Origin of the sequence: Streptomyces sp. WY228 (assembly GCF_019287315.1) — a bacterium.
In the GTDB taxonomy this organism is placed as follows: domain Bacteria; phylum Actinomycetota; class Actinomycetes; order Streptomycetales; family Streptomycetaceae; genus Streptomyces; species Streptomyces caviscabies.
This window is the reverse complement of record NZ_CP079114.1, coordinates 6646899-6661365: the sequence shown is the minus strand read 5'-3', so window position 1 is coordinate 6661365 and position 14467 is coordinate 6646899. Positions and strand designations below refer to the sequence as shown.

At 72.7% G+C, this 14467-nt stretch carries 13 protein-coding genes; 5 read left to right on the top strand and 8 right to left on the bottom strand.

The genetic code is table 11. The features are described from left to right. Nucleotides 1-95: 95 nt before the first annotated feature. Both KV381_RS29180 and KV381_RS29175 read right to left on the bottom strand, forming a co-directional pair. The gene (locus KV381_RS29180) at nucleotides 96-497 is read right to left on the bottom strand and encodes a RidA family protein (protein WP_030079854.1); all 402 of its coding nucleotides are present in this window, start codon (nucleotides 495-497) and stop codon (nucleotides 96-98) included. After that, entirely contained in the window at nucleotides 494-1699 is a 1206-nt protein-coding gene (locus KV381_RS29175; RefSeq protein WP_230543531.1) for an acyl-CoA dehydrogenase family protein, read from the bottom strand. The genes KV381_RS29180 and KV381_RS29175 overlap by 4 nt, the downstream gene beginning before the upstream one ends. Nucleotides 1700-1871: 172 nt before the next feature. Between KV381_RS29175 and KV381_RS29170 the strand changes: the two genes are divergently transcribed. Both KV381_RS29170 and KV381_RS29165 read left to right on the top strand, forming a co-directional pair. After that, nucleotides 1872-3578 carry an AMP-binding protein gene (locus KV381_RS29170; protein WP_218786701.1) on the top strand — a complete coding sequence of 569 codons (1707 nt, stop codon included), beginning with the start codon at nucleotides 1872-1874 and terminating at the stop codon, nucleotides 3576-3578. Nucleotides 3579-3587: 9 nt separating this feature from the next. Continuing rightward, complete coding sequence (locus KV381_RS29165; protein ID WP_030079859.1) at nucleotides 3588-4409, top strand: PaaX family transcriptional regulator C-terminal domain-containing protein; 822 nt, start codon at nucleotides 3588-3590, stop codon at nucleotides 4407-4409. A gap of 45 nt (nucleotides 4410-4454) precedes the next feature. Here the strand turns inward: KV381_RS29165 and KV381_RS29160 are convergent, their stop codons facing one another. Further along, entirely contained in the window at nucleotides 4455-5033 is a 579-nt protein-coding gene (locus tag KV381_RS29160) for a DM13 domain-containing protein (RefSeq protein WP_030631639.1), read from the bottom strand. Nucleotides 5034-5256: 223 nt separating this feature from the next. Here KV381_RS29160 and KV381_RS29155 point away from each other — a divergent pair, with 223 nt between their 5' ends. Next, complete coding sequence (locus tag KV381_RS29155) at nucleotides 5257-6087, top strand: GNAT family N-acetyltransferase (RefSeq protein ID WP_193462883.1); 831 nt, start codon at nucleotides 5257-5259, stop codon at nucleotides 6085-6087. Further along, nucleotides 6084-6524: a hypothetical protein gene (locus KV381_RS29150; protein ID WP_193462882.1), complete on the top strand. Its 441-nt coding sequence runs from the start codon at nucleotides 6084-6086 to the stop codon at nucleotides 6522-6524. Before KV381_RS29155 ends, KV381_RS29150 begins: the two co-directional genes overlap by 4 nt. On the opposite strand, the gene KV381_RS29145 is transcribed toward KV381_RS29150, so the two are convergent. Further along, entirely contained in the window at nucleotides 6511-8820 is a 2310-nt protein-coding gene (locus KV381_RS29145) for a bifunctional salicylyl-CoA 5-hydroxylase/oxidoreductase (protein WP_193462881.1), read from the bottom strand. The two genes, KV381_RS29150 and KV381_RS29145, sit on opposite strands and share 14 nt — an antisense overlap. Continuing rightward, nucleotides 8805-9632 (bottom strand): enoyl-CoA hydratase family protein, encoded by an 828-nt coding sequence (locus KV381_RS29140; protein WP_030631628.1) that lies wholly within the window; start codon nucleotides 9630-9632, stop codon nucleotides 8805-8807. Before KV381_RS29140 ends, KV381_RS29145 begins: the two co-directional genes overlap by 16 nt. Nucleotides 9633-9928: 296 nt before the next feature. On the opposite strand from KV381_RS29140, the gene KV381_RS29135 reads away from it, so the two are divergent. Further along, on the top strand, nucleotides 9929-10378 hold the full coding sequence (locus KV381_RS29135; RefSeq protein WP_030079871.1) for an ATP-binding protein: 450 nt from the start codon (nucleotides 9929-9931) through the stop codon (nucleotides 10376-10378). Here KV381_RS29135 and KV381_RS29130 read toward each other — a convergent pair. The 3 genes from KV381_RS29130 to KV381_RS29120 form a co-directional block, all read right to left on the bottom strand. Continuing rightward, nucleotides 10329-11816, bottom strand: coding sequence for an amino acid permease (locus KV381_RS29130; protein ID WP_030631615.1), 1488 nt, complete (start codon nucleotides 11814-11816; stop codon nucleotides 10329-10331). The two genes, KV381_RS29135 and KV381_RS29130, sit on opposite strands and share 50 nt — an antisense overlap. A 267-nt stretch (nucleotides 11817-12083) precedes the next feature. Further along, nucleotides 12084-13088 (bottom strand): ornithine carbamoyltransferase, encoded by a 1005-nt coding sequence (gene argF, locus KV381_RS29125; protein ID WP_030079875.1) that lies wholly within the window; start codon nucleotides 13086-13088, stop codon nucleotides 12084-12086. 114 nt (nucleotides 13089-13202) lie between these two features. Next, a complete protein-coding gene (locus KV381_RS29120; RefSeq protein ID WP_030079877.1) occupies nucleotides 13203-14438 on the bottom strand; it encodes an arginine deiminase in 1236 nt (411 codons plus the stop codon). Nucleotides 14439-14467: the final 29 nt, after the last annotated feature.

Sequence of the window (14467 nt, the reverse complement as noted above, 5' to 3'; positions counted from 1 at the left end):
CTGGTCGGCATCCGGACCCTTTCAGCCTCGCCCCGCCGCCGCGCCGCCGCTACTCGGGCGGGCGGCGCGCGGCGGGGAGTCCCGGGGCCGAGGCCTCACGGCAGGACCGCGACCCCGTCGATCTCGACCATCGCCTGCTCGTCCCAGAGCCGGGCCACCCCGATGACGGCCATCGCCGGGTAGTCGCGCCCGGCGAGTCTGCGCCAGATCCGGCCCAGCTCGGCCGCGTGGGAGCGGTAGTCGGCGATGTCGGTGGCGTAGACGGTGACCCGGGCGAGGTCGGCGGGGGCGCCGCCGGCCGCGTGGAGGGCGGTGAGCAGATTGCCCAGCGCGACGGCGAACTGGTCGGGCAGCGTGGCCCCGACGACCTTGCCGTCCGGGTCGAGCGCGGTCTGCCCGGCGAGGAAGACCAGATGCCCGCCGGTGGCGACGACGGCGTGCGAGAAGCCGGTGGGCGGGGAGAGTTCGGCCGGGTTGATCCGGTGGGACGGACTCATGCGGGCGGCTCCTGGGTCGGGGACGCGGACTGCTGGGCGGACGGTTCGGGCGTTGCGGCGGGCGGCCGGTGGGGGCCGGGCAGCTGTGCGGCGTTCGCGTACAGCTCCTTGGCGATGATGGTGCGCTGCACCTCGCTCGCGCCCTCGTAGATGCGCGGCGCGCGGACCTCGCGGTAGAGGTGTTCGAGCAGATGGCCCCGGCGCAGGGCCCGGGCGCCGTGCAGCTGGACGGCGGCGTCGACGACGTACTGCGCGGTCTCGGTGGCGTACAGCTTGGCCATCGCGGCGCGGCGCGGCACCCCGCTCTCCCCCGCGTCGTACGCGGCGGCCGCCGCGTACACCAGGAGGCGGGCGGCCTCGGTGCGGGTGGCCATCTCGGCGACCTGGTGCGAGACGGCCTGGAGGTCGCTCAGCGGACCGCCGAACGCGGTGCGGTGGGCGGTGTGCTCCAGGGTCGCGTCGAGGGCGGCGCGGGCCATCCCGACGGCGAAGGCCCCGACGCTGGGCCGGAAGAGGTTGAGGGTGTTCATGGCGACCCGGAAGCCCCGGTCGGGCTCGCCGAGGACGTCGTCGGCGGTGACCGGTACGCCGTCGAACTCCAGGGTGCCGATCGGGTGCGGGGAGAGCATGTCGAGGGCGGAGCCGGTGAGTCCGGGCCGGTCGGACGGGACCAGGAACGCGGTGATGCCCCGGGAGCCCGCGCCGGGGGTCGTCCGGGCGAAGACCACGGCGAAGTCGGCCTCGGGGGCGTTGGAGATCCAGCACTTCTGGCCGGTGAGCGCCCAGCCGGCCGGGGTGTGCTCGGCGGCCAGGCTCAGGGCCGCCGCGTCGGAGCCCGCGCCCGGCTCGCTGAGCGCGAACGCGGCGACGGCCCGCCCGGCCCGGACCTCGGGGAGCCAGCGCTCGCGGTGGGCGGGGGTGCCCGCCTGGACGATCGGGGTGGTGCCGAGCCCCTGGAGGGCGAGCGCGGTCTCGGCCTCGGTGCAGCCCCGGGCCAGGGACTCACGGAGCAGGCACAGATCCAGCGCCCCGGAGCCGAACATCCTCTCCAGCAGGCCCAGCTCGCCCAGGGCGGCCAGCAGCGGCCGGTTGACCTGCCCGGGCTCGCCCTTCTCCGCCAGCGGGCGCAGCTCCCGCACGGCGAGGGTGCGCAGCTCCTCGCACCAGGCGGTTTGTTCAGGTTCGAGGGAGAATGCCGTCATGGCGGCGCCTCTCTTGTCGCGTCGTTTCGCGTGTCCTGTCGCGTCGCGTGGCAGTTCGTCGCGTCGCATCGCACGTCCTGCCCTTGTGCACCGCACGTCATGTCTTATCGCGGACCGTTGACTACCGTCACCCAAACGATACGCTCCAGAGGCGACAAGGGGGCGATCCTTCATGGAGCCGAATTCCTCGCCGAACACGCCCACAGCCGCCGCCGACGCGTCCGTACGCGTCCCCGGCGCGCCTCACGAGCCGGCCGGGCCCGCCGCCGGCGCCCACATCGACACCTTCGCGCGCGACCATCTCCCACCGCCGGACCAGTGGCCGGAACTCCTCCTGGACGATCCCGCACCGCACTACCCCGACCGGCTGAACTGCGGGCACGAACTGCTGGACCGCACCGTCGAGGAGTTCGGCGCCGACCGCCCCGCCCTGCGCTCCGGCGACGGAACCGTCTGGAGCTACGGCGAACTGCGGGAGACCGTGGACCGCGTCGCCCATGTGCTGACGGAGGACCTGGGCGTCGTACCGGGCAACCGGGTGCTGCTGCGCGGGCCGACCACGCCCTGGCTGGCCGCCTGCTGGCTCGCCGTCATGAAGGCGGGCGCGATCGCCGTCACCGTACTGGCGCAGGCCCGCGCGAGTGAGCTGGCCACCATCTGCTCGCTGGCCCGGATCGGCCACGCCCTGTGCGACGCCCGGTCGACGGCGGATCTGGCGGAGGCGGGCGTGACCGGTCTGCGGGTCACCGGGTTCGGCGGGGACGGCCCCGCGGACCTCACCCGGCTGGCCGCCGCGCACTCCGGTTCCGGCCCGTACCGCGCGGTGGACACGGCCGCCGACGAGGTCGCGCTCATCGCGTTCACCTCGGGGACCACCGGGCGCCCCAAGGGCTGTATGCACCTCCACCGGGATCTGCTGGCCATCGCCGACACCTTCTCCGCGCAGGTGTTGCGGCCCTCGGCCGACGACGTGTTCACGGGCAGCCCGCCGCTCGGCTTCACCTTCGGCCTGGGCGGGCTGCTGGTCTTCCCGCTGCGGGCCGGGGCGTCCACGCTGCTGCTGGAGCAGGCGGGCCCGAAGCAGCTGCTGCCGGCGCTGGCCCGGCACCGGGTCTCGGTGCTGTTCACCGCGCCGACCGCCTACCGCACGATGCTCGGCCAGCTGAACGGCCACGACCTCTCGGCGCTGCGCCGCTGTGTGTCGGCCGGGGAGAACCTGCCGGCGGCGACCTGGCAGGCCTGGTACGAGGCGACGGGGCTGCGCATCATCAACGGCATCGGCGCCACCGAGCTGCTGCACATCTTCATCTCGGCGGCCGACGACGCGATCCGGCCGGGCACGACGGGGGTGCCCGTGCCGGGCTGGCAGGCCCGGGTGGTGGACGAGCACGGCGACGAGCTGCCCGACGGCGAGGCGGGCCTGCTCGCCGTACGCGGCCCGGTCGGCTGCCGCTATCTCGCCGACCCGCGGCAGACGGAGTACGTGCGGCACGGCTGGAATCTGACCGGCGACACCTTCGTCCGAGAACCGGACGGCTACTTCCGCTACGTGGCCCGCGCCGACGACATGATCATCTCCTCCGGCTACAACATCGCGGGCCCCGAGGTGGAGGACGCCCTGCTGCGCCATCCGGAGGTCGCGGAGGCCGCCGTGGTGGGCCGGGCGGACGAACTGCGCGGCGAGATCGTGGTGGCGCACGTGGTGCTGACGGAGGGCTCGGAGCAGACGGCCGACGCACTGCGCGCCCATATGAAGGCCCATCTGGCCCCGCACAAGTGCCCGCGCGTCTTCGTGTTCGAGGACTCCCTGCCACGCACCGCGACCGGCAAACTCCAGCGGTTCCTGCTCCGGGAAGACCTCCGGAAGGACAGAGCCTAGAGTGATCACGTGGCCGAGCTGCGCACCCCCCGCTCCCTGATCATCACGCTCTACGGCGCCTACGGCCGTCCGGCGGACGGTTCGCCGTTCGCGGTGTCGGAGCTGATCCGCCTGCTGCACGCCGTGGGCGTCGACGCCCCGTCCGTACGGTCCTGCGTCTCGCGGCTGAAACGGCGCGGGCTGCTGGTGGCCGCCCGGGCGGCGGACGGCTCGGCGGGGTACGCGCTGTCGCCGGAGGCCCGGCAGCTGCTGGACGACGGCGACCGGCGGATCTACCGGCACCCCGCGCCGCGGCTCGCCGACGGCTGGGTGCTCGCGGTGTTCTCCGTGCCCGAGGCGGAGCGCAGCAAGCGCCATCTGCTGCGCTCCCGGCTGGCCCGCCTCGGCTTCGGCACGGCCGCGCCCGGGGTGTGGATCGCCCCGGCCGGTCTGTACGAGGAGACCCGGCACACCCTGGAACGGCTCGAACTCGCCCCGTACGTCGACCTGTTCCGCGGCGAGCACCTCGGCTTCGCCGCCACCCGCGAGGCGGTGGCCCGCTGGTGGGACCTGGGTGCGGTGGCCCGCCTGCACCACGACTTCCTGGAGCTGCACGAGCCGGTGCTGCGGGACTGGGAGGCGGCCGGGGACGCCGAGGACGAGCCCCGTCCGCAGACCGCCTACCGGGACTATCTGCTGGCGCTGGACTCCTGGCGGCAACTCCCGTACGCGGACCCGGGTCTGCCGCCGGAGCTGCTGCCCGCGGACTGGCCGGGCGGCCGGTCGGCGGAGGTGTTCGGCCGCCTGCACGAGCGGCTGCGGGACGCCGGTGAGCTCTTCGTGAGGCAGTGAGGGCGGGGCAGCCCTCACGCGCGGACGGGACGAGCGCGTCGGCTGTCAGACGCGGCCCAGCTCGGCAGCGCCGAAGGAGACGTTGAACCGGTCGCACCAGATGCTGACGCTGGTGAAGTCCGCCGGGTCGAGGCCGGCGGGCAGCCGGTAGTTGTGGGATCCCTTGTTGCCCTTCAGGCTGCCGAGGCTCTCATGGAGCCCGTCGTCGAAGACGAACCACCCGGCCCGCCCCTCCTTCACCGGTGCGTCGGTCAGCCACACCCTGAGATCCGGTCCGTTGCTGGTGTCGAGGTCTTCCAGCCTCACGACGTGCGAACCGTCGGCGAGCCGCAGCAACTTCACCGTGCCGGAGGTGGCGTGCTCATGGCTGATCAGATCGCCCGAGGCCACGGTCACCGGCGCGGTCCGTTCGGGGCCGGGAGCCTTCCGCGGCGTAGCCGACCGGCCCGCGGAGGGGTCGGCGGACTCCGCTGCCGTCGCTTCGGGCAGGGCTTCCTGAACGGTGTCGTCCTGCCAGAGCGTCCACGGCTTGAACCAGTAGAGCCCCACACCGACCAGCACCACGGCCACCGCAAGAGCCCCTGCGACCATCGGCCGCGTCAGCATGCTCCGCACCCGCCCCATCCTGTGCCCCTCCGCTCAGCTGGGCCGATCAGTTCCACCGGCTCCGGACTCCCATTCAATACGGCCGGCCCGGCTCGCTGCGATCACTTCCCCATGACGAGAGTCTTACGGCAACGCCATCGCCGACCGCGGGACGGGACGCCGGGGAGCAGTTCGCACGAGGCGGGGCCGCTGCGGGGGAAATCCGGATGCCCCGGCAGCCCGCCCCCGGGCAGGATGAGGCATGACCTGGACCTTCACCGACGACGTCGACGTGTTCCTCGCCTCCGCCGGCCCCTCGCTCGCCGCGCGGCCGGTCGAGCACACGGTGGCGCTGACGGTCACCGAACGGCTCAGGCGCTCCGGCCCGCATCACTACGGTGCGGACGATCCCGTGCTCGGCTGGTGGCGCGGGGCGGACGGGGCGGTGGCGGGGACCCTGGTGCGCACTCCCCCGCACGGGGCGCTGCTGACCGCCGTGCCCGCGGAGGCGGTGGGACCGCTGGTGGCGGCCCTGGGCCCGGGCCCCGACCTCGACGACGTCACCGCGGACCGGGACACCGCGGCGCAGCTGGCCGCCCTGCTGCCGGGCCACCGGACCGTGCAGGAGCAGCGGCTGTACCGGCTGGGCACGCTCCGGCCGCCCTCCCCCGTGCCGGTGGGCCGGGCCAGGGCGGCGACGCGGGCGGACCGGGAACTGCTGGTGGTCTGGGTGCGGGGGTTCGCCGACGCGACCGGGCAGGCCAAGTCCTCGGCCGAGTGGCTGGTGGACGAGGGCACGGAACGCGGTTCGTTCACCCTCTGGGAGAGCGGCGGGGCACCGGTGGCGCTGGCGGGGCGCTCCCGGATGCTGGCGGGCACGGTGCGGGTGACGTCGGTGTACACGCCGCCGGAGTTCCGTGGCCGGGGGTACGCGGCCGCCGTCACGGCCGAGGCGTCCCGGGCGGCGCTGGCGGAGGGCGCGGCGGAGGTGCTGCTCTTCACGGATCTGGCGAACCCGACGAGCAACGGCGTGTATCAGCGCATCGGTTACGAACCGGTGGCGGACCGGGTGCAGTTGAGGAGGAACACGTGACGGCCGAGCCCGTCGCGCCGGAGCCGCTGTGGCTGGTCGCCGCGAACGTCGTGCGGTGGCGGCGGTACGGGGACGGCGGACAGGAGCTGCGGCCGGGCACCAGGACGTACCGGGGCGGCGCGAAGGTGTACGTCGTCGACACCTACCCGGGCATGGCGCACGAGCAGGTGACCACCATCGGGCGGGCCCGCACCGGCCGCTGGATCACGGTCGACACCGGCTCGCGCCATCTGCACACCTTCCGGGCGAAGTCGGTGTTCGCACCGGCCGTGCTGCGTCGGGCCGAAGCGCTCGGCGTGCGCCCGCGGTCCCGGGAGGAGACCGAGGAGCTGGCCGGCCTGCTGGAGCGGCTCGCCGCCGGATACCGCGACACCCACCACGGCGCTCCGCACCCCGCCGGGTGCCTCTGTCACACGTGCCCGGTCAGCCCAGCGTGAGCCGGGGCTTCGGCGCGTCGGTGCGGCCGGTGGGCGGGGTGCGGCTGCCCGCGCCGTACGGCAGGGGCCAGGGCGCGCCGGGTCCGCTGTAGCCCTGTTCGGCCGCCGCGTGGAGGGTCCAGTGCGGGTCGTACAGATGGGGGCGGGCCAGGGCGCAGAGGTCGGCGCGGCCCGCGAGGAGCAGGGAGTTGACGTCGTCCCAGGAGGAGATCGCGCCGACCGCGATGACGGGGACGCCGACGGTGTTGCGGATCCGGTCGGCGTACGGGGTCTGGTAGGAGCGGCCGTATTCGGGGCGCTCGTCGGGCACCACCTGACCGGTGGAGACGTCGATGGCGTCGGCCCCGTGCTCGGCGAAGGCGCGGGCGATCGTGATGGCGTCGGCCGCGTCGGTGCCGCCCTCGGCCCAGTCGGTGGCGGAGATCCGGACGGTCATCGGCCGTTCCCCGGGCCAGACTTCGCGCACGGCGTCGAAGACTTGGAGGGGGAAGCGGAGCCGGTTCTCCAGTGGTCCGCCGTAGGCGTCGGTGCGGTGGTTGGTGAGCGGCGAGAGGAAGCCGGAGAGCAGATAGCCGTGGGCGCAGTGGAGTTCGAGGAGGTCGAAGCCGCTGCCCGCGGCGCGTCGGGCCGCCGCCACGAACTGCTCGCGCACGGCGTCCAGTCCGGCCCGGTCCAGCTCCGCCGGGACCTGGTTGACACCGGGCACGTACGGGAGCGAAGAGGCGGCCTTCAGGGGCCAGTTGCCGCGCTCCAGGGGCTGGTCGATGCCCTCCCACATCAGCTTGGTGGAGCCCTTGCGGCCGGAGTGGCCGAGCTGGACGCCGATGGCGGCGCCGGGGGCCGAGGTGTGGACGAAGTCGGTGATCCGCCGCCATCCGGCGGCCTGTTCGGTGTTCCACAGGCCCGTGCAGCCGGGCGTGATGCGGCCCTCGGGGCTGACGCAGACCATCTCCGTCATGACGAGCCCGGCGCCGCCGAGCGCGCGGGCGCCGAGGTGGACGAGGTGGAAGTCGCCCGGGAGCCCGTCGGTGGCGGAGTACATGTCCATGGGCGAGACGACGACACGATTGCGCAGTTCGAGGCCGCGCAGCCGGAACGGGGTGAACATCGGCGGGGTGCCCGGCGGGCAGCCGAACTCCTCCTCCACGGCCGCGGTGAACGACGCGTCGCGCAGCCGCAGGTTGTCGTGGGTGACCCGGCGGCTGCGGGTGAGCAGGTTGAACGCGAAGCGCCGGGGCGGCTGCTCCCCATAGGTGGCCAGCTCCTCGAACCAGCGCAGGCTGGCGGCCGCGGCGCGCTGGGTGGAGGCGACGACCGGGCGGCGCTCGGCCTCGTACGCGGCCAGTGCCGCGGGCAGGTCCGGCTGTTCCTCGACGCAGGCGGCCAGCGCCAGGGCGTCCTCGACGGCGAGCTTGGTGCCGGAGCCGATGGAGAAGTGGGCGGTGTGGGCCGCGTCGCCGATGAGCACCGTGTTGCCGTGGGACCAGCGGGAGTTGGTGACCGTACGGAAGGCGAGCCAGGAGGACCGGTTGCCGTGGAGGGGGCGGCCGTCCAGGGCCTCGGTGAAGAACTTGGCGCAGCGGGCGGTGGATTCGGCCGCGTCACAGGTGTCGAGCCCGGCGGCACGCCATACCTCCTCGCGCATCTCGACGATGACGGTGGAGGCGTCCGCCGCGTACGGATAGCCGTGCACCTGCATGACGCCGTACGGGGTTTCGGCGATCTCGAAGCGGAAGGCGTCGAACGCGAAGTCGGCGGCGAGCCAGATGTAGCGGTTGCGGTGCTCGGTGATGTGCGGGCCGAAGGCGTCGGCGTGCGCGACGCGGGTGGCGCTGTGCACCCCGTCGGCGGCGATGACCAGGTCGTGGTGGGCGGCCAGCTCGGCGGCGGGCGGGGCCACGGTGCGGAAGCGGAGGTCGACGCCGAGGCCGGCGCAGCGTTCGTGCAGGATCTCCAGGAGCCGGCGGCGGCCGAGGGCGGCGAAACCGTGGCCGCCGGAGGTGTGGACGCGGCCGCGGTGGACGATGTCGATGGTGTCCCAGCGGACGAACTCGCGGCTCAGCGCCCGGTAGACCTCGGGGTCGGCGTGTTCGATGCCGCCGAGGGTCTCGTCGGAGAGGACGACGCCGAAGCCGAAGGTGTCGTCGGGGGCGTTGCGCTCGAAGACGGTGACCTCGCGGTCCGGGTCGAGGCGCTTGAGGAGGGCCGCGGCGTAGAGCCCGCCGGGGCCGCCGCCGATGACCGCGATGCGGCGTACGGATGATCCACTGCCCGTCATTGCTACCGCCCCTGCCATTTCGGCGGCCGCTTCTCGGTGAAGGCGGCGTGGAACTCGGCGTAGTCCTCGCCGTGCATCAGGAGGGCCTGGGTGTTGGCGTCCAGCTCGACGGATGCGGCCAGCGGCATGTCCAGCTCGGCGGTGAGCAGGGCCTTGGTCTGGGCGAGGGCGAGGGCGGGACCGTCGGCGAGGCGGCGGGCCAGCTCGGCGGCGCGCTCGTCGGCCTTCCCCTCCTCGGCCAGCTCGCTGATCAGGCCGATCCGCTCCGCCTCGGGGGCGCGGACGGCCTCCCCGAGCATCAGGAGCCGGGTGGCGTGGCCGAGGCCGACGATCCGGGGCAGCAGATAGGCCGCGCCCATGTCGCCGCCGGAGAGGCCGACCCGGGTGAAGAGGAAGGCGAAGCGGGCCGAGGGGTCGGCGACCCGGAAGTCCGCGGCGAGGGCCAGGACGGCGCCGGCGCCCGCGGCGACCCCGTGGACGGCGGCGACGACGGGGAAGGGGCACTCCCGCAGGGCCCGGACGACCTGCCCGGTCATCCGGTTGAAGTCGAGGAGCTGGGCGGTGTCCATGGCCAGGGTGGCGCCGATGATCTCGTCGACGTCTCCGCCGGAGCAGAAGCCGCGCCCCTCACCGGCGAGGACGAGGGCGCGGACGGAACGTTCCCGGGAGAGCTCGGCGAGAAGGTCGCGCAGATCGGCGTACGCGCCGAAGGTGAGCGCGTTGAGTTTCTCGGGCCGGTCGAATGTGACGGTTGCCACACCGTCGTCCCGGGTCAGCCGCAGATGTCGCCATTCCTCGGTGCTCGGGGCGGAGCTGGGAAACGGGCTCATGGAGGGGTCCCCTTCAGCGATCGGGCTGGTGCCGGCCGTGCGCGGGTCGCGTTCCGCCTCCGAAGTTATCACTCATACGTGACTGCCGTCACGAGGTCGCAATACCGCATCCATGAGACTGTTGTGGCGAAAGTCCCCTTTGCTCCGGCCGACCGCCTCTATGGCTGGACCGGAGCGGTTCGTAAGGTTGAATCCAGGAAGTCCCGACACGAGTACGACGTGAACCCCGCACGACGCGTACCCGAGAGCCGAGACCTCCCGCTCAGGAAGACCCGCTCCCGAACGGAAACCCTGCCGTGCCGCCCGACGTCCCCGTTCCCGCCTCCTGGCGCATCGCCCTGCCGCACTCCACCGCGGCCGTGCCGATCGCGCGTGCTCTCGTCCGTACGGCGCTGTCGGACATCGACGCCCCGGCCGACAGCGACACCGCCGAGCTGCTGACCGCCGAGCTGGTGGCCAACGCGGTCGAGCACACGCGGGGCGGCGAGCCCATCGAGCTGGTCGTGGAGCTGCTGCCCACCGGCTGCCAGGTCGAGGTGCACGACCGCGACCCCGCCCCGCCGGGCGACCTCTCCCGGCCGCAGCCGGGCTGTGAGGTCGATCCCTGGCAGGAGCACGGCCGCGGCCTGCTGCTGATCCGGACCCTCAGCTCCGCGTGCGGTCACCGCACCACGGAGCACGGCAAGGCCGTGTGGTTCACACTTCCGGCGATACCGGCGCAGCCGGGTCCGTCGCCGGGGAGCTGACCAGCCGGGAGCGCTTGCGGCCGTAGCCGGCGTAGAGCAGCGAGCCGACGGCCAGGAAGACCGCGAACTGGACCCAGGTCGTCCAGCCGGTCCCGTACATCAGATACAGGCAGAACACAACGCCCAGCAGCGGGCTGACCGGGTAGAGCGGCACCCGGAAGGTCCGCTTCAGCTCGGGGTTGCGGCGGCGCAGCACGACCACCGCGACATTGACGGCGACCATGGTGGCGAGCGTGCCGATGGTCGTCAGGTTCACGACGACGTCGAGCGAGACGAACGCGGCCGGGACCGCGAAGACGCAGGCGACGATCCAGGTGTTGACGACCGGCGTGTGGGTCTTGGGGGAGACCCGTTCGAAGACGCGCGGGATGAGCCCGTCGCGGGACATCGACATCAGGATGCGGGTCTGCCCGTACATCACGGCGAGCACCACCGAGGCGATGGCGACGACCGCGCCGAAGGCGATGATGCCGCCGCCGACCGAGGAGTCGGTGACCTCGTTGACGGCGATCGAGAGAGCGGCGCTCTTGTTGGCCACGGCGTCCGAGCCGATCGCGCCGATGGCCGAGAGCGCCACCGCGCAGTAGAGCAGGGTGACGACGCCGATGCAGATCAGGATGGCGATCGGAATGTTCCGGCGGGGGTTCTTGACCTCTTCGCCGGCGGTGGTGATGGCGTCGAAGCCGATGTAGGAGAAGAACGCGAGCGACGCGCCGGCGGTGATCCCGCCGAGCCCGTGGGTGGCGAACGGCATGAGGTTGTCGTCCTGGAACGCGCTGAACGCCACGGCGCAGAACGCGATCAGGATGCCGATCTTGAGGACCGCCATGGCGGCGGTCGCGGTGGCGCTCTCGCGGACGCCGCGCACCAGCAGGGTGGCGGCCATGGCGATCACGACGACCGCGGGCAGGTTGATCACTCCGCCGTCGCCGGGCCCGGAGGACAGGGCCTCGGGGAGCTCCCAGCCGATCAGACTGTTCAGCAGCTCGTTGACGTACTGGCTCCAGCCCACCGCCACGGCGGAGACCGAGACGCCGTACTCCAGCAGCAGGCACCAGCCGACGAGGAAGGCGGTGCGCTCGCCGAGCGCCGCGTACGCGAAGGAGTAGGAGCTTCCGGAAACCGGGATGGCGCTGCCGAGCTCCGCGAAGGACAGGGCCGTGAAGATGCAGGTGATCGCCGCGAGGACGAACGAGATCACGACGGCGGGTCCGGCCTCGGCGACACTGTCGGACAGCCCGACGAAGATGCCGGTGCCGACGATCGCGCCGACGCCGAAGCAGACGAGCTGGAAGAGGCCCATCGTGCGCTTGAGGCCGTGGCCCTCCAGGTCGCCGCCGGATTCGGCGATGAGCTGCTCGGGGCTCTTGCGGCGCAGGCCCGACGGGTGGGGGCCGGAGGGCTTCGGGGTGCCGGATCGCGGCAGACCGGTGCTCATGCGGACGTTCTCATCTCTGGTGGTGCAGTGGGGGGACGGCCCGTGCGCCGGCGGGCGGCGGCACAGGTAGGGCGTGTCCGCCGGACACGCACCAAGGGGCTCGGGCCCCGCAGGGGGTCTCCCCCGGGTCCGAACCCCACCAAGAGCCGACATCGTAGCCACCAGTACGCATGTTCACCCAATCGGGTGTATGAGCATGCGAACCGCCGCCCCGTGTCCGTACGCACCGCCGCCCCGGATCCGTACCGGGCCCGCGTGCGGGCGGGGCTACTTCCCGGCCAGCGTGGCCACCAGCACGGCCTTGATGGTGTGCATCCGGTTCTCCGCCTGATCGAAGACGACCGAGTGCGCGGACTCGAAGACCTCGTCGCTGACCTCCAGCTCGGTCAGCCCGTAGCGGGCGTGGATGTCCCGGCCCACCTGGGTGCCGAGGTCGTGGAAGGCGGGCAGACAGTGCAGGAACTTCACGTCCGGGTTGCCGGTGGCCCGCAGGACGTCCATCGTCACGGCGTACGGGGAGAGCGCGGCGATGCGCTCGGCCCACACCTCCTTGGGCTCCCCCATCGACACCCAGACGTCGGTGGCGACGAAGTCGGCGCCCCGCACGCCTTCGGCGACGTCGGCGGTGAGGGTGATCGTCGCACCGCTGACCTCGGCGAGCTTCCGGGCCCGCGCCACGACGGCCTCGTCCGGCCAGTAGCTCTCGGGGGCGACGATCCTGACGTCCAGGCCGAGCAGGGCGCCGGTGACCAGGTAGGAGTTGCCCATGTTGAAGCGGGCGTCGCCGAGGTAGGCGAAGGCCGCCTCCGTGACGGGCCCGTCACCGTGCTCGGCCATGGTGAGCACGTCGGCGAGCATCTGGGTGGGGTGCCAGTCGTCGGTGAGCCCGTTGAAGACCGGCACCCCGCCGTACGCGGCCAGCTCCTCGACGGCCTGCTGACTGTCGCCCCGGTACTCGATCCCGTCGAACATCCGGCCGAGCACCCGGGCGGTGTCCTTCACGGACTCCTTGTGGCCCATCTGGGAGCCCGAGGGGTCGAGGTAGGTGGTGGAGGCGCCCTGGTCGGCGGCGGCAACCTCGAACGCGCAGCGCGTACGCGTCGAGGTCTTCTCGAAGATCAGCGCGATGTTCTTCCCGCCCAGCCGCTGGACCTCGGCCCCGGCCTTCTTGGCCGCCTTGAGCTCGGCGGCCAGCGAGACCAGGCCGAGAAACTCCTCGGAGGTGAAGTCCAGCTCCTTGAGGAAGTGGCGGCCGGTGAGGTCTATGGCCATGATGACTGCTCCTGGTTCGGGCGGGGATCGGCGCACTGCGCGCGGCAGAACTGGAAGTCTATACGACTCACCGCATTCCTATACAGGGGCAGAGGGGCGCGTTCCGGCGGCCCCTCATGCCACCGGGTCCCGCTCGACCGGGCAGCTCATACAGCGCGGCCCGCCACGCCCCCGGCCCAGCTCGCTGCCCCGGATCTCGATGACCTCGATGCCCTGCTTGCGCAGATAGGTGTTGGTCGTGGCGTTGCGCTCGTACGCGACGACCACACCGGGCTCGACCGCGAGGACGTTGCAGCCGTCGTCCCACTGCTCGCGCTCGGCCGCGTGGACGTCCTGGGTGGCGGTGAGCACCCGGATGGAGTCGAGGCCGAGGGCGGCGGCGATGGCGCGGTGCATGTGCTCGGGCGGATGGTCGGTGACCTTCAGCTCCCGGGGGCCGCTGCCGGGCTCGATGGTGTACGAGCGGAGCATGCCGAGACCGGCGTACTGGGTGAACGTGTCGCCGTCGACCATCGTCATCACCGTGTCCAGGTGCATGAACGCGCGGGCCTTCGGCATGTCGAGCGCCACGATCGTGCGCGCCGAACCGGCGTCGAAGAGGCCCCGGGCCAGCATCTCCACCGCCTGCGGGGTGGTGCGCTCGCTCATCCCGATCAGGACCGCGCCCTGCCCGATGACCAGGACGTCACCGCCCTCGATGGTCGAGGGATAGTCGTCCTGGCCCTCCGACCAGTGGTGGAAGGCGCCCGCCTCCGAGCCGGTGAAGAGCGGGTGGTGGCGGTAGATGGCCTCGAAGTGGACGGTCTCGCGCTGCCGGGCCGGCCAGCGCATCGCGTTGATGGAGACCCCGTCGTAGATCCACGCCGAGGTGTCGCGGGTGAAGAGGTGGTTGGGCAGCGGGCCCAGCAGGAAGTCGTCCAGGTCCATCACATGGAAGCGGACCGAGGTCGGCTCGCTGTGCCGCTCCAGGAACTCCCGCTTGGTCATCCCGCCGACCAGCGCCTCCGCCAGCTCCTCCGAGGACAACTCCTCGAAGGCGGCCCGCAGATGCTCGGTGGCGAGCGGGCCGTACTCCTTCTCGTCGAAGACCCGGTCCAGCACGAGCCGCCGGGCGACCGGGATGTCGAGCGACTCGCGCAGGAGATCGCCGAAGAGGTGCACCGCGACCCCGCGGTCGCGGAGCACATCGGCGAACCCGTCGTGCTCCTCCCGGGCGCGGCGCACCCACAGGACGTCGTCGAACAGGAGCGCGTCCTTGTTCCTGGGGGTGAGCCGCTTCAGCTCCAGATCGGGGCGGTGCAGTATGACGCGGCGCAGCCGCCCGGCTTCGGAGTCGACATGGAATCCCATGCCTTCATCCTCACCGCGCGGAGCGCCGT

Bases quoted from the DNA above. Each gene is read 5' to 3' on its own strand.
- KV381_RS29180 (WP_030079854.1), bottom strand. From the start codon at position 497: ATGAGTCCGTCCCACCGGATCAACCCGGCCGAACTCTCCCCGCCCACC.
- KV381_RS29175 (WP_230543531.1), bottom strand. From the start codon at position 1,699: ATGACGGCATTCTCCCTCGAACCTGAACAAACCGCCTGGTGCGAGGAG.
- KV381_RS29170 (WP_218786701.1), top strand. From the start codon at position 1,872: ATGGAGCCGAATTCCTCGCCGAACACGCCCACAGCCGCCGCCGACGCG.
- KV381_RS29160 (WP_030631639.1), bottom strand. From the start codon at position 5,033: ATGGGGCGGGTGCGGAGCATGCTGACGCGGCCGATGGTCGCAGGGGCT.
- KV381_RS29155 (WP_193462883.1), top strand. From the start codon at position 5,257: ATGACCTGGACCTTCACCGACGACGTCGACGTGTTCCTCGCCTCCGCC.
- KV381_RS29145 (WP_193462881.1), bottom strand. From the start codon at position 8,820: ATGGCAGGGGCGGTAGCAATGACGGGCAGTGGATCATCCGTACGCCGC.
- KV381_RS29140 (WP_030631628.1), bottom strand. From the start codon at position 9,632: ATGAGCCCGTTTCCCAGCTCCGCCCCGAGCACCGAGGAATGGCGACAT.
- KV381_RS29130 (WP_030631615.1), bottom strand. From the start codon at position 11,816: ATGAGCACCGGTCTGCCGCGATCCGGCACCCCGAAGCCCTCCGGCCCC.
- argF (WP_030079875.1), bottom strand. From the start codon at position 13,088: ATGGCCATAGACCTCACCGGCCGCCACTTCCTCAAGGAGCTGGACTTC.
- KV381_RS29120 (WP_030079877.1), bottom strand. From the start codon at position 14,438: ATGGGATTCCATGTCGACTCCGAAGCCGGGCGGCTGCGCCGCGTCATA.